Source organism: Streptomyces sp. CRN 30 (assembly GCF_034105845.1).
On record NZ_JAVRHI010000257.1, the window covers coordinates 17,315 to 31,292 of the forward strand.

General features: G+C 73.0%; 11 protein-coding genes and 1 pseudogene. 8 read left to right on the forward strand and 4 right to left on the reverse strand.

Annotation, left to right across the window (positions count from 1 at the left end; genetic code table 11):
* The first annotated feature begins 75 nt into the window (after positions 1 to 75).
* Entirely contained in the window at positions 76 to 1,608 is a 1,533-nt protein-coding gene (locus UW392_RS26765) for an IucA/IucC family protein (RefSeq protein ID WP_414496704.1), read from the forward strand.
* A gap of 16 nt (positions 1,609 to 1,624) precedes the next feature.
* On the opposite strand, the gene UW392_RS26770 is transcribed toward UW392_RS26765, so the two are convergent.
* Genes UW392_RS26770 through modA form a run of 3 tightly spaced genes read right to left on the reverse strand, consistent with a single transcriptional unit; the run spans position 1,625 to position 4,420 of the window.
* Positions 1,625 to 2,716: an ABC transporter ATP-binding protein gene (locus tag UW392_RS26770; protein ID WP_320777689.1), complete on the reverse strand. Its 1,092-nt coding sequence runs from the start codon at positions 2,714 to 2,716 to the stop codon at positions 1,625 to 1,627.
* A gap of 7 nt (positions 2,717 to 2,723) precedes the next feature.
* Positions 2,724 to 3,575 (reverse strand): molybdate ABC transporter permease subunit, encoded by an 852-nt coding sequence (gene modB, locus UW392_RS26775; RefSeq protein WP_320777690.1) that lies wholly within the window; start codon positions 3,573 to 3,575, stop codon positions 2,724 to 2,726.
* Positions 3,572 to 4,420, reverse strand: coding sequence for a molybdate ABC transporter substrate-binding protein (modA, locus tag UW392_RS26780; RefSeq protein WP_320777691.1), 849 nt, complete (start codon positions 4,418 to 4,420; stop codon positions 3,572 to 3,574). Before modA ends, modB begins: the two co-directional genes overlap by 4 nt.
* A 162-nt stretch (positions 4,421 to 4,582) precedes the next feature.
* On the opposite strand from modA, the gene UW392_RS26785 reads away from it, so the two are divergent.
* Positions 4,583 to 5,023, forward strand: a complete 441-nt coding sequence (locus UW392_RS26785) for a molybdopterin-dependent oxidoreductase (protein ID WP_320777692.1) — start codon at positions 4,583 to 4,585, stop codon at positions 5,021 to 5,023.
* Between the two features lie 109 nt (positions 5,024 to 5,132).
* Here the strand turns inward: UW392_RS26785 and UW392_RS26790 are convergent, their stop codons facing one another.
* Complete coding sequence (locus UW392_RS26790; protein WP_320777693.1) at positions 5,133 to 5,531, reverse strand: helix-turn-helix transcriptional regulator; 399 nt, start codon at positions 5,529 to 5,531, stop codon at positions 5,133 to 5,135.
* A gap of 160 nt (positions 5,532 to 5,691) precedes the next feature.
* Here UW392_RS26790 and UW392_RS26795 point away from each other — a divergent pair, with 160 nt between their 5' ends.
* The 6 genes and pseudogenes from UW392_RS26795 (at position 5,692) to UW392_RS26820 (ending at position 13,960) form a co-directional block, all read left to right on the forward strand.
* Positions 5,692 to 6,975: an MFS transporter gene (locus UW392_RS26795; RefSeq protein WP_320777694.1), complete on the forward strand. Its 1,284-nt coding sequence runs from the start codon at positions 5,692 to 5,694 to the stop codon at positions 6,973 to 6,975.
* 134 nt (positions 6,976 to 7,109) lie between these two features.
* Complete coding sequence (gene rox, locus UW392_RS26800; RefSeq protein ID WP_320777695.1) at positions 7,110 to 8,603, forward strand: rifampin monooxygenase; 1,494 nt, start codon at positions 7,110 to 7,112, stop codon at positions 8,601 to 8,603.
* 29 nt (positions 8,604 to 8,632) lie between these two features.
* Positions 8,633 to 9,016 (forward strand): DUF6281 family protein, encoded by a 384-nt coding sequence (locus UW392_RS26805; RefSeq protein ID WP_320777696.1) that lies wholly within the window; start codon positions 8,633 to 8,635, stop codon positions 9,014 to 9,016.
* A 430-nt stretch (positions 9,017 to 9,446) separates the two neighbouring features.
* Positions 9,447 to 10,919 (forward strand): DUF4041 domain-containing protein, encoded by a 1,473-nt coding sequence (locus UW392_RS26810; protein ID WP_320777697.1) that lies wholly within the window; start codon positions 9,447 to 9,449, stop codon positions 10,917 to 10,919.
* 85 nt (positions 10,920 to 11,004) lie between these two features.
* The gene (locus tag UW392_RS26815) at positions 11,005 to 13,068 is read left to right on the forward strand and encodes a TerD family protein (protein WP_320777698.1); all 2,064 of its coding nucleotides are present in this window, start codon (positions 11,005 to 11,007) and stop codon (positions 13,066 to 13,068) included.
* A gap of 112 nt (positions 13,069 to 13,180) precedes the next feature.
* Positions 13,181 to 13,960 (forward strand): annotated as a pseudogene (locus UW392_RS26820) (transposase family protein).
* Positions 13,961 to 13,978 lie beyond the last annotated feature (18 nt).

Sequence of the window (13,978 nt, forward strand, 5' to 3'; positions counted from 1 at the left end):
AACGGCGCGTCACGCCGGGCTGACGAGGGCAGACATACTGATCATCTCCGCCCATTGACCGACAGTAGGGAACGAGTGGAACGCGTGGATGTCCTGCCCCCGCCCACCGGCGGTGACGCCGTGACCCCCGACGACGTCACCGCCCGCGCCGACGCCCGCGCGGCGGTGCCGCTGCTCAACTGCCTGCTGCGCGAGGTCGCCCGGCCCGAGCCGGGCGACGGCGACGAGAGCCGCTCCGTGTACCGCCTGCCGGCCGGCGGCCGGCTGCTGCGGGTGCGCGGCCACCGGCGCCCCACCGCCCCGGAGGTCCGCACGGCCGACGGCTGGCGGCCCCTCGGCCACACCGAACTGGTGAAGCTCGTCGCCGAGGAACTGCGCCTGTACACCGGCGTGGACAACCACGAACTGCCCGGCGAGATGACCGACAGCCGCGACGCCCTCGCCGCGCTGCTGACCGCGCGCGCCGCCGCCGTCCCGCCCGAAGACCCGTACCTGCGCTCCGAACAGGCGCTGCTCACCGGCCACACCCACCACCCCGCGCCCAAGGCCCGCGGCGGCGGCCCGGCCGCGACCTGGCTGCCCTACGCCCCCGAGGCGCACGCCCGGTTCCCGCTGGCACTGCTCGGGGTGCGCGCGGACACGGTCGTCGAGGAGGGCGTCACCTCGGCCCTCGACGCGTTCGGCACGGCCCCGCCCGGCTACCGGCTGCTGCCCGCGCACCCCTGGCAGCTCGCCCTGGTCGCCGACGCCCTCGCCCCGGCCTTCGCCGACGGCCGTCTGGTCCGGCTCGGCGAGACGGCCGCACCGGTCCACCCCACGGCGGCGATCCGCACCGTCCACGCGCCCGAGCGGGACGTGTTCCTCAAATTCAGCCTCGACGTGCGCATCACCAACGACATCAGGCGGCTGTGGCGCCACGACCTGCTGAAGCTGCGGCGCACGGACGCGGCGGCCCGCGCGGCGTTCGCGGCGGCGGAGTCCCCCGCGGCCTGGCTGAGCGACACCGGCTACCGCACCGCCTCCTTCGCCTTCGAGGAACTCGCCGTACTGGTCCGTGACGGTCTTGGCGGCCATCTGCTGCCCGGCGCCACCGCGTTGCTCGCCGCCGGTCTCGTCGAGGGGTTCCCCGGCAGCCCCCTCGACACCACCGCCGACCCGGACGCCTGGTGGGCGGCGTACCTCGCCCAGGCCGTGCCACCGGCCCTCGGCGCCTTCGCCACGCACGGCGTCGTCCTGGAGGCCCACCTGCAGAACACGCTGGTCGCGGTCGACGCGCACGGCATGCCCGTCCAGGTCCTGTACCGCGACGCCGAGGGGGTGAAGCTGGTGCGGGACGTCGGCCGGGCGGCCGGCTGGGAGCGGCTGGTGTACTGCCTGGTCGTCAACCACCTCACCGAGGTCGCCGGGGCGCTCGCCGAACGGCACCCGGGCCTCGACCCGTGGCCCGCGGTACGGCGCGAACTGGCCCGGCACGACCTGCCCGAGATACCCGCCCTGCTCGCCGCGCCCACCCTGCCCGGCAAGACCAACCTGCTGCTGCGGTGGACCGGCGCCGACGGAGCCGACGCCCGCTACCTGCCGCTGCCCAGTCCGCTGGCCGGCCGGTGACCGCCGGGGCGGGCGGTCACCGGTCGGGGTAGGCGTGGGTCTGGGCGGCTTTGACGGTCGCCCAGACCTCCGTGCCGGGCTGGAGGTCGAGTTCGGCCGCGGCGACCGCGCTGAGGTCCGCGGCGAGCGGCAGTTCACCGCCGAGCGCCACACGGATGCGGTCACTGTGCGTCTCCAGCCCCGTCACCTCGCCCCGCCAGAGGTTGCGGGCGCTGGAACCGGTGGGCCGGGTCCGGTACACGGTCACGGCGCTCGGCGGGAACGCCACGAACACCGGCCCGGCAAGGTCCTCGGTGGTGGTGACGGACGGACCGGTGTCCAGCGTGACGGTGTGGCCGTCCGCCTCACCGTGGTAGAGGTTCAGGCCGACCAGCTGGGCGATGTAGTCGGTACGCGGCCGGCGGGCGATCTCCGACGGGCCGCCCTCCTGGACGACCCGGCCGTCCTCGACGACGACCAGCCGGTCCGCCAGCACCATCGCGTCCAGCGGATCGTGGGTGACGAGCACGGCGACCGCCTCGAACTCGGCCAGATGGCGCCGCAACTGCGCGCGGACCTCCAGCCGGGTACGGGCGTCCAGCGCCGCCAGCGGCTCGTCGAGCAGCAGCAGCCGGGGCCGGGTGGCCAGCGCGCGGGCCAGGGCGACGCGCTGCGCCTGCCCGCCGGAGAGCCGCCGCGGCTTGGCCCCGGCGTGGCCGGCGAGACCGAGCCGGTCCAGCCACTCGGCCGCCCGCGCCCGTGCCTCCGCCTTGCTCGCGCCCTGGCAGCGCGGCCCGAACGCCACGTTGTCCAGCGCGGTCAGGTGCGGGAAGAGCAGATAGTCCTGGAAGACGACGCCCACCGGGCGCAGTTCCGGCGGGGTGCGCTCCAGCTCCGCGCCGTCCAGCCGCAGCCGCCCGCCCGCGCCGAGCGGGGTGAGCCCGGCCAGGGCGCGCAGCGCGGTGGTCTTCCCGGCGCCGTTCGGGCCGAGCAGGGCGACGACCTCGCCCGGCGCGGCGGTCAGCGCCACGTCGAGCCGGAAGTCGCCGCGGGCGACGACGAGCCGCGCGTCCAGGCCCTCGCCCGGGGAGGTGGCGAGGGAACGGTCGGCCTTGTGGGTCTCGGTCATGAGGCGCTCATCCCGCGGTCATCCAACGGTCACGGAGCCCGGCGAGGACGGCGACGGACACGGCCAGCAGTACGAGACTGAGGGCGGTGGCGGCCTCCGGATCGCTCTGCAGGGCCAGGTAGACGGCGAGCGGCATGGTCTGGGTACGGCCCGGGAAGTTGCCGGCGAAGGTGATCGTCGCGCCGAACTCGCCGAGCGCCCGCGCCCAGGCCAGTACGGCACCGGCCGCGATGCCCGGCGCGATCAGCGGCAGCGTCACCCGGCGGAACGCGGTGAAGCGGGAGGCGCCCAGCGTGGTGGCCGCCTCCTCGAACCGCGGGTCAGCGGCGCGCAGCGTGCCCTCGACACTGATGACGAGGAACGGCATCGCGACGAACGCCTCCGCGATGACGACACCGGTGGTGGTGAACGGCAGCGTGAGACCGAACCAGTCGTCCAGCCACCGGCCCACGATGCCGTTGCGGCCGAGCGCCATCAGCAGCGCCACACCGCCGACGACCGGCGGCAGCACCAGCGGCAGCGTCACCAGCGCCCGCACCAGACCCCGGCCGCGGAAGTCGACCCGGGCCAGCAGCCACGCCAGCGGCACCCCGATCACCAGGCTCACCGCGGTCGCCAGCGTGGCGCACACCAGGGACAGCCGCAGCGCCTGCCACACCTCGGCGCTGGTCAGCTGCTCGGGCAGGCTGCCCCACGGGGTGCGCACGAGCAGCGCGACCAGCGGCACGATCAGGAAGGCGAGACCGAGCAGCGCGGGCACCAGCAGCGGCAGCGGCACACCGCGGACCTGGGCCCGCACGCGCCGGCGCCGCGGCCCGCCCCCGAGGGTCTCGGTGACGCCCTTGCCGTCCTGTGTCACGGCTTGATGAACCCGGCCTCGGTCAGCACCTTCTGCCCCTCGGCCGACCGCACGAGCGAGATGAACGCCTGCCCCGCGTCGGGGTTCTGGGCGTCCTTCAGCCCGGTGATCGGGTAGTCGTTGAGGGCCTCGGAGGATTCGGGGAAGTCCACGCCCTCCACCTTGTCACCCGCCGCGCGCACATCGGTCTTGTAGACGACGGCCGCGTCGGCCTCCTTCAGCTCCACCTTGGTCAGGGCGGCCTTGACGTCCTGCTCGTAGGAGACGGGGGTGAGCTTCAGGCCGCTGGCGTCCAGCGCCGTCTTCGCGGCGGCGCCGCACGGCACCTCCTCGGCGCAGAGCACGACCTTCAGCTCCGAGTCGGTGAGGTCCTTCAGCGACGCGACCTTGTCGGGGTTGCCCGGCAGGGTGGCGATCTCCAGCTGGTTGCGGACGAAGGTCTCCGGGGTGCCGTCGGCCGCCCCGGCATCCGTGACGATCTTCATCGTCTTGGGGCTGGCCGAGGCGAAGACGTCGGCCGGGGCGCCGCCCGTGATGCTCGCCGCGAGCGAGTCGCTGCCGCCGAAGCTGAACGTCACCTCGGTGCCCGGGTGCGCCTTCTCGAACTGCTCGCCCAGCTCCGTGAAGCTCTCCTTCAGCGAGGCCGCGGCGAACACCGTGACCGTGCCGGACACCTGGTCGGAGGAGCCCGAACCGGACGCCGACGCCGACGCCGAGGAGCCGGACCCCGCGTCCGAGTCGTCCGACGACGAGCAGGCGGTCAGGACGAGCAGAGCGGCGGCGCCCGCGCCGGCCACCCGCGCGGTCCGGCGGGTGCGGCGGTCACGGCGCACGGTAGAGGTCATCACGAATCCACTCCCTCGGGTCATGACCAGATCATAGTGCTGCACGTGCGAGGTGAATGTCGCCTGTGCCTTCGCATGATCCAAGATTCCGATCCGGGAAGCTGGCATGTGCGTTTGTACGGCGGTCGGGTGCGGGTACCGTCTACCCGGAGGTGGTGGCCCATGAGCCGATCCCTCGCCCTGGGCGGCGACCTGACCCGACCGGCCCGGCTGACCGTGCCCGACCTGCTGGCCTGGCCGCAGCAGACCGCCGACGTCAGCTTCGAGTGCGCCACCAGCGGCATCCGGCACCACCGCTTCACCGGCCCGCTCCTGCACGGAGTCCTCACCGACGCCGGACCGGGGTTCGACCCCGTCCGCCGCAAGGACCGGCTGCGCTTCCTCATCGCGGTCTCCGGCGCGGACGGCCATCGGACGCTGCTCTCCTGGGCGGAGATCGACCCGGACTTCGGCCGCGCGCCCGTCCTGCTCGCCGTCACCCTCGACGGCACCCCGCTGGACCGCGAGGGCCCGCAACTGGTCCTGCCCCAGGACCGCTGCGGCGCCCGGCACATCAGCGGCGTGGACGCGATCCGGGTGGACGGCGGTTACGCCTGGGCGTGAGCCCGGGAGACGCTCACCCGGGCGGTCACGCCTGGGCGTGAGGCCGGGAGACGCTCACCCGGGCAGTTACGCCTGGGCGTGAGCCCGGGAGACGCTCACCCGGCGGAGGTCACGGAGCGCGGTCGACATGCACGTTGGTCGACTTCACCCGGGCCGTGGCCTCCATGCCGACCTCCAGGCCCAGTTCCTCCACGGCCTCGCGGGTCAGCAGCGACACCAGCCGGTGCGGACCGGCCTGGATCTCCACCTGGGCGGCGACGTCACCGAGCTTCACGGCGGTGACGATGCCCGGGAACGCGTTGCGCACGGACGTGTGCGAGGTCTCCTCCTCGCCGCCGCCCGCCTTCGCCAGCTCCACCGAGAAGGCGGCCAGGTCCCGGCCGTCGACGAGCCGCCGGCCGCTCTCGTCCCGGTGCGTGGCCACCCGCCCGGCGTCCGCCCACCGCCGCGCGGTGTCCGGACTGACACCGAGCAGCCGCGCCGCCTGGCCGATCGTGTAGGACTCCATGGCGGTCACGATACGTGAGGGGTACGACCTCCCCGCCGGACCGCCCGCGGGTACCCGGAGAGACCGGAGGGATACGTACTGGACCGCCCGGTCGGGGCACGACTACTGTGCGGACGCCCGCGTCACCTGAAGCAGCCCACAAGAGACCGAGGCATGGCCGGTGCCCACGACACCCACCCGCGCCCGGACACTCTGGCGCGACGCCGACTTCCGCCGGCTGTGGATCGGCCAGACCGCCTCCCAACTGGGCGAACACACCACGCTTGTGGTCCTTCCGCTCTTCGCCGTCCTGACGCTGCACACCGACGCGGGACAGCTGGGCGTCCTCCGCGCGGTGGGGCAGGCGCCGATCCTGCTGCTCTCCCTGTTCGCCGGGGCCTGGGTGGACCGGTGGCGGACCCGTACGACGATGGTCCGCACGGACGCCGCCCGTGCGCTGCTCCTGGGCGGTGCCGCCGTCGCCGCGCTCCTCGGCCGGCTCGGCCCGGCCGCCCTCCTCGTGCTCGCCTTCGCCGTCGGCACCCTGTCCGTCTTCTTCGACGTGGCGTACCAGACCTCCCTCGTCCGTCTGGTCCGGCGTGACCAGCTGGTACGGGGCAACAGCGCGCTGGAGGGCAGCCGGTCCGCCGCGCAGATCGGCGGCCCCGCGCTCGGCGGCGCGGCGGTGTCGCTGCTCACGGCGCCGGTCGCCACCGCATCGACGGCGGTCTTCTTCGCACTGTCGTTCCTGTCGATCCGGCGGATACGCACCGACGCCGAGTCGCTCCCGGAACGGGGCGAGCCGGAGGACCGCTCCCGCACCCGCGTGCTGCGGCGGATCCGCGAGGGCCTGCGCTTCGTCGCGGGTCACACCGCGCTGCGGACGGTGTGTCTGGCCTCGGCCGCCTTCCAGTTCTCCTACGCGGCCCTGATCACCGTCCACCTGCTCTTCCTCACCCGCGAACTGCACCTGTCGGGCACCCTCGTCGGGCTGGTCCTCGCGGCGGGCGGACCCGGCGCGCTGCTCGGCTCACTGCTGGCCGCACGGCTGCCGGGACGGTTCGGCCACGGCCCGGTGCTCGTGGGCGCGGCCGTCCTCGGCGACGGCGCGTACCTGTGCGTACCGGCGCTGCACGGGTCCGCCGCGCCGACGGTGACCGTGCTCCTCACGGTGGGCTTCGTGTTCGGGTGCGGGGGCCAGGTGGTCAACGTGACCGTCATGGCGGTACGGCAGTCCGTCACACCGGACGCCCTCCAGGGCCGTACGGCCGCGACCATCACGTTCGTCGGCATGGGCCTGGCCCCGCCGGGGTCGCTGACCGGCGGTCTCCTCGCGCGGGAGTGGGGCCTGCGGACGAGCCTCCTGGTGACGGCGGCGGCCATGCTGCTGTCGCCGGTGGTGATGGCGCTGTCGCCGCTGGCACGGCTGGGCCGGGACCTGCCGGCCACCGCCCGCCCGGCCTGAGGACGGACCGGGACGCCCCCGCCGCTCCGCCACTACCAAGCTATAGGGCACGGGGGGCCTTGCGGCAAGGCCCTCCCGGTGCCGCACAATCACCGGCCGGGGCCGCGTCCGAGGCGGCCGGGGGGAGTGCCGTCATGATCGATGTCATCGTGGCCGGCGGGGGGCCGACCGGCCTGATGCTCGCCGCCGAACTGCGGTTGCACGGCGTACGGGTGGTCGTGCTGGAGAAGGAACCGGAGCCGGCTCCGTACGTCCGCGCGCTCGGCCTGCACGTGCGCAGCGTCGAGGTGCTCGACCAGCGCGGCCTGCTGGAACGCTTCCTCGCCCACGGCAGGCAACGCCCGGTCACCGGCTTCTTCGCCGGACTCGCCCGGTCGGCCCCCGACCTGCTCGACACGGACCACGGCTACGTCCTCGCGATCCCGCAGACCGTCACCGACCGCCTGCTCGCCGAACACGCCGCGCGGCTCGGCGCCGACGTCCGGCGCGGCAGCGCGCTGACCGGACTGAGCCAGGACGCGCACGGGGTCGACGCCGAGCTGGCCGACGGCACGGTACTGCGCTCGCGCTGGCTCGTCGGCTGCGACGGCGGCCGCAGCACCGTGCGCACCCTGCTCGGCGTGGGCTTCCCCGGCGACCCCGCCACCGTCGAGACACTGCTGGGCGAGATGCGGGTGACCGCTCCGGCCGAGGAGGTGGCCGCGGTCGTCGCCGACGTCCGCAGGACCGAACTCCGCTTCGGTGTCGGGCCGGTGGGCGACGGGGCGTACCGCGTCGTCGTGCCCGCCGACGGGCTCGCCGAGGACCGTACGGTGCCGCCGACGCTGGAGGAGTTCAGGCAGCGGCTGCGGATGTACGCCGGTACCGACTTCGGCGTGCACTCCCCGCACTGGCTCTCCCGCTTCGGGGACGCGACCCGCCTCGTGGAGCGCTACCGCACCGGCCGGGTCCTGCTGGCCGGCGACGCCGCGCACATCCACCCGCCGACCGGCGGACAGGGCCTCAACCTCGGCCTCCAGGACGCGTTCAACCTGGGCTGGAAACTCGCCGCGGAGATCGCCGGCTGGGCCCCGCCCGGCCTGCTGGACAGCTACCACACCGAACGGCACCCGGTGGCCGCCGACGTCCTCGCCACCACCCGCGCCCAGATGGAACTGCTGTCGACCGAGCCGGGCCCGCGGGCGGTGCGGCGGCTGCTGGCGGAACTGACGGGGTTCGAGGAGGTGAACCGCTACCTCGTACAGAAGGTCGCGGCGCTGGACATCCGTTACGACGTCGGCTCCGGCGACGACCACGGCCTCCTCGGCCGGCGGCTGCGGGACGTGCGGCTGGCCGAGCCGCCCGGACGCCTCTACGCGCTGCTGCGCGGCGGCAGGGGACTGCTGCTCGACCGGACCGGCCTGCTGTCGGTGGCGGGCTGGGCGGACCGGGTCGATCACGTCGTCGACACGGGCGCGGACCTGCCCGTACCCGCGGTCCTGCTGCGGCCGGACGGCCATGTGGTGTGGGCCGGCGAGGACCGGAGCGATCTGGTGGCCGGACTGTCGCGGTGGTTCGGCAACGCCGCCGCCGACGCCGCCGAGTCCGGTGATCGAACGTTCCGGCCCCGCACTCCGTCCAGGTCATGAAACCGACCCGACGGAACGAGGACCCACAGATGCGACGACACACCCACACCCTTACCGCCCTCGCCGCCGTCGCCGCCGCCGTGCTGACGGCGACCGCCTGTACGGCGTCCGGCGGGGGCGGCGGCGAGGCAGCCGCCTCCTGCGCGATCACCGCCACCTACGGAGGCCGCACCTACACCGACGCCACCGGCCCGGACTTCACCCTCGGCGCGGCGCTCGGCACCGCGGAGTTCCCGCCCTGCCTCGACACCCCGAACGACCCCGACACCACGCCCGCCCACGAGCCGACGACCGCGTACGCCGTCGTCGGCTCGGACCCGAGGGAGGCCATCGCGGTGCGGTGGGACGACGACGAACTGATGCTGCTCACGGCAGACCCCGGCCCCGACTCCGAGGACGGCACGGCCGAGTGACGTCGAAGCGACGACGTCACGACCGCGCACCCCCGCCCGTGAGTTCGACGACCCGGCCCTGACCCGGTCCTTACACCTGCACACCTACGCGCACGTGTCTGCCGTGCAGCGGACCCCGGCCGGGAGGATGCCGCCAGAGTCCACCCCGAGGGCCGGCGGCAAGGCACGCTTCTCCCGCCCGCGCGTCCTCGCATGCAACCAGTAGGCCCCCTCAGCAGTCGTACTCCTCACACGCAAGACCGGTCTCGGGGGAGTCCGCTGTTCGTCGGCGTCCTTCGTGGCCTCCGTAATCGGGGAGCAGGGCCGCATGACGTCGTACCGTTTCAATCCTCCGCCCGGCTGGCCGGCGCCCGCGCCGGGGTGGGTTCCTCCGCAGGGCTGGCGGCCGGATCCTTCCTGGCCGGCGCCTCCGCCGGGCTGGCAGTTGTGGGTGCCGGAGCAGTCGTCGGCGGCGGGACCGGCTCCCGGTGGTGGGGCGGGAGTCGCTCAGGGGGGCCTGTTCGGGCGGCGGCGCAAGCAGGCGGAAGCGGCGGCGGAGAACCTCGCGGGCGAACTGGCCCGCAGCGAGGAGCGAGCGCGGACGCTGGCGGCACAGGTGACCCAGCTCACCGACCAGTTGGCGCGGGTGATCGGCGCCGACAGCGCGACGATCGCCGCCGAGCAGGAACGGCTGCGGCAGGCCCACGAGGAGAAGCAGGCCGAACTCCAGCGCATCGACGGTCTGCTGGACGCCAAGGTGGAACACGCGGCGGAACGGGCCGCGCGGTCACTGGTCGACGTACGCGACCAGGCTCACGCGCTGGGGCAGCAGGCGGAGCAGGCCCAGCGGCAGGTGGCCGCCGCGCAGGCGGACCTGGTGGTCATCGACGAGGTGCGGATGCTGCAGGAGGCCGGCATCTACGAGTACCGGCACCCGCTGGCCGACGCCGTGGCGTACGCGGGGCGGCTGGAGGAGATCAAGACCCGGTACAAGCGGCTGGCCCGGGAGAACGGCGCGGTCCTGGCGGCCCAGGACTGGACCGTCAACGGCTCCCTGGCCCAGGGACGCAAGATGGTGCGGGACTTCTCCAAGCTGATGCTGCGCGCCTACAATGCCGAGGCGGACAACGCGGTACGCGGGATGCGTCCCCACCGGCTGTCCTCGCTGATCGACCGGCTGGGCAAGACCCGCGAGACGATCGCGCGGCTCGGCGCCACGATGCACATCCGCATCAGCGACGAGTACCACCGGCTGCGCGTCCAGGAACTGGAGCTGACCGCCGACCACCTCGCCCGCAAGGAAGCGGAGAAGGAGGCGCAGCGGGAGTTGCGCGCCGCGCAGCGGGAGGAGGAGCGGCTGCAACGGGAGATCGAACGTGAGCGGCAGCGGCTGGAGAAGGAACGCGGTCACTACGAGAGCGCGCTGCGGCGGCTGCGCGCCGGGACCGGTGACGCGGCCGGTATCGCGGAGCTGGAGGGCAGGCTCGCCCAGCTCGACGACGACCTGCGTGCGGTGGAGGCCCGCGAGGCCAATATCCGGGCCGGATACGTCTACGTCATCTCCAACATCGGCGCGTTCGGGGAACGCATGGTCAAGATCGGCCTGACCCGGCGCCTCGACCCCATGGACCGCGTCAACGAACTCGGCGACGCCTCGGTGCCCTTCCGCTTCGACGTCCACGCGCTGATCTTCAGCGAGGACGCCGTGGGTCTGGAGCGCCGGCTGCACCAGGAGTTCGAGGACCGACGGGTCAACCGCGTCAACACGCGGCGGGAGTTCTTCTACACCACCCCCGCGGAGGTCCGCACCGCACTGCGGCGGCTGGCCGGCCAGCACCTCCTGGAGTTCACCGAGACGGCGGAGGCCCCCGAATGGCGCGCGAGCCGCACGCCCGCGCAGCACGGGCACGGACCGGTGCGCTGATTCTTCGCGGAATGTGCCGACAACAGCCTGCACAGTGCACTTTTCCGCCTTAGAGTTGCCGCACTGTGCTCGTGTGGGGGGATCCATGTACGAAATCACGAAGGGTGCCAATGTCGCGTTGGCGGCCCTGAGCGAGAACACCGGCTCCGTGATCGTGAGCCTGCAGTGGGCGAGTCGGTCGGGTGAGGGCGACGCGGATGTGTCCGTCCTGCTGCTGGGGGAGAACGGCCACGTCCGTGGTGACGGCGACTTCTGCTTCTACAACAATCCCGTGGCCGCCGACGGAAGCGTCGAACTGCTGGGCAAGAAGCCGACGGGAGAGGGCAGCGAGGACCGTATCGTCTTCGACCTGACTGCCGTGCCGTCCGGCGTCGAGCGCATGGTGATCGCCGCGAGCCGGTACGAGGGAGCGCGCTTCGACGAACTCGACGGACTGCGGGCCACGCTGGCCGACGCCTCGGGAGAGGACCTGCTCCGCTTCGCCATCGACGACCCCGGCTCGGTGAGCGCCTTCGTCTTCGCCGAGCTCTACCGGCGCCAGGGAGAGTGGAAGTTCCGGGCCATCGGCCAGGGTTACGACAGCGGCCTGGCCGGCCTCGCGACGGACTACGGCGTCGACATCGACGACGACACGCCCACCGAGGAGAGCGCCGAGGCCGCCGACGACGGGCCGGTCGTGACCACCGGTGCCGCCCCGGCCGCGGCCCCCACGGTCGTGATCGTGCCGGGGCCTGCGAAAGAGATCGTGCCGGAGCCTGCGCGGCCGGTCCCGGCCGCGCAGGCTCCGGCGGCCAGGGCACCGCGCCCCCGCACCGCCAAGAAGAAGATCACGCTCCCGCCGACGGCCAGGAAGACTCTGGCGGAGAACGAGTCCTGGAGGGAGGCCCGGCTCTTCCCCGTCTCCGCCGTCAAGAGCGACCGTGACCGCGAGATGCGCGCCACCTCGGTGCTGCTGTCGGTGATGTCCCAGGTCCCCGAGTTCGGGCGCCGCCTGACCGCCGCCTTCGGCGCACCGGCCGGTCGCATGGAGACCTTCACCGAGGTCACCCTCCCCAACGGCGACTCACCCCGACGGCCCGACGGTGTCATCCGGGTGGAGCGGGCCGGCAAGCTCTGGACCGCTCTCGTGGAGACCAAGACCAACGGCAACGCCCTGAAGTCCGAGCAGGTCCAGGCGTACATGGACATCGCCGCCCGCCGCGGCTACGAGGCCGTCATCACCCTCTCCAACGACGTGGCCCTCGAAGGCAGCCCCCTCGTCGACGTCAAGGTCGACAACCGCCGCAAACACAAGGTCGCCCTGTGGCACCTGTCCTGGGCCGAGATCGCCCACCAGGCACAGATGCTCATCCGGCACGAAGGGGTCGGCAACAGCGCCCACGCCTGGCTGTTGCAGGAACTCCTGCACTACGTCCAGCACGACAACTCCGGTTGCCACGGCTTCCAGAACATGGGGCCGGCCTGGGTCCCGGTCCGCAACGGCATCGACGACGAGACCCTGTGCCAGGGCGACGCCCGCGCCCTGGAAGTCGTCGAGAGCTGGGAACGCCTCGTCCGTCAGGTCTGCCTCGGCCTCGGCGGCGAACTCGGACAGAAGGTACTCCCGGTCCGACGCGCCAAACGTGGCGTCGACTCCGGCCTGCTCCGCGCCCAGATGGCCGACCGGCTCTGCCTGGAGGGCCGTCTGCAGGCGGAACTCCGTATCGACGGTACCCCCGGCGTCCTGTCCCTCACCGCCGACCTGCGCACCGGCAAGCTGCGTACGTCCATCGAGACGGCGGCGCCGACCGAGGGTTACCCGCTGACCTGGGCCAAGCGGCTCATCCGCAAGCTGGCCGAGGCGCCGGCCGACCTGCACATCGAAACCCTGGTCGACACGGAGACCGGCGGCCCGCGCGGCACGCTGGAACGCCTGCGTCCCGAACCCGGGGACCTCCTCCCGAAGAACGGCGCGCAGATCACCGGCTTCCGTCTGTCCCTGCTCAAAAGCATGGGCAGCACCCGCGGCACCGCGGAGACGGGCTTCATCCGAAGCGTCGACGACGCCGTGCACCGCTTCTACTCGACGGTGGCCGTCCACCTGGACCGTCGCGACCGTCACCAGTCCCACGCGAAGCCGACGGATGTCTCCTCGATGAAAGGCAGGTAGTGAGCCTTTTCCAACCTGACGGGTGGTTGGGCCGGCGCCCCGGTGGCGGGCATGAAGAAAGCCCCTGGTAGACGGGTTCACGACCAAGATCACCAGTCCGCCAGGAGCTCTCGTGCTTGTCTACCCGTCTGCCATCAATCTGTCCAGCCGTACCCTGCAGCGTCTCGCCGGTCTGCTCGCGGGTCACCGGCGTCGGATCGGATCCCGCCGGCGCCGCCTCGCCTGTGGCCGGCAGGCCCTGCTCGTCCTCGCGCACCTGCGCTGCGGTGACACTCCCCCAGCCTCCGGCCGCGGGCACCCCCAACGCCCGCCTCGCGGCAAGTTTCCGCATCGGGATCGCGACGGTCTACCGCTATATACGCGAGGCCGTCGACCTCCTGCCCCGCTGGCTCCGACGCTGGAGCAGGCCATGGACACGGTCCGCAGGAAGGCGTACGTGATCCTCGACGGCACGCTCCTGCCCATCGACCGTATCGCCGCCGACCGCCCGTATTACTCGGGGAAGAAGAAGCACCACGGCATGAACGTGCAGGTTCTCGCCGACCCCACCGGACGCCTGATCTGGGCCTCGGACGCACTGCCGGGAGCCACGCACGACCTGACCGCGGCCCGGACCCACGACATCCCGGCCACGCCGGCCGCCGGCGACATCAAGTGCTGGGCAGACAAGGCGTATCAGGGTGCGAGCCCGGCCATCCGAGTCCCGTTCCGCGGCAGGAATCTGCGCGGCTGGCGTCGGCGTCACAACCGGGACCATGCCAAGATCCGCAGCCTCGGCGAACGCGCCATGGCGATCCTGAAGGGCTGGCGGATCCTGCGGAAGCTCCGCTGCAGCACCACCCGGATCACCGCCATAGTCCGAGCCGTCGTCGCCCTCGAACTCGCCAACTGATCAAGATGGAAAAGCCTC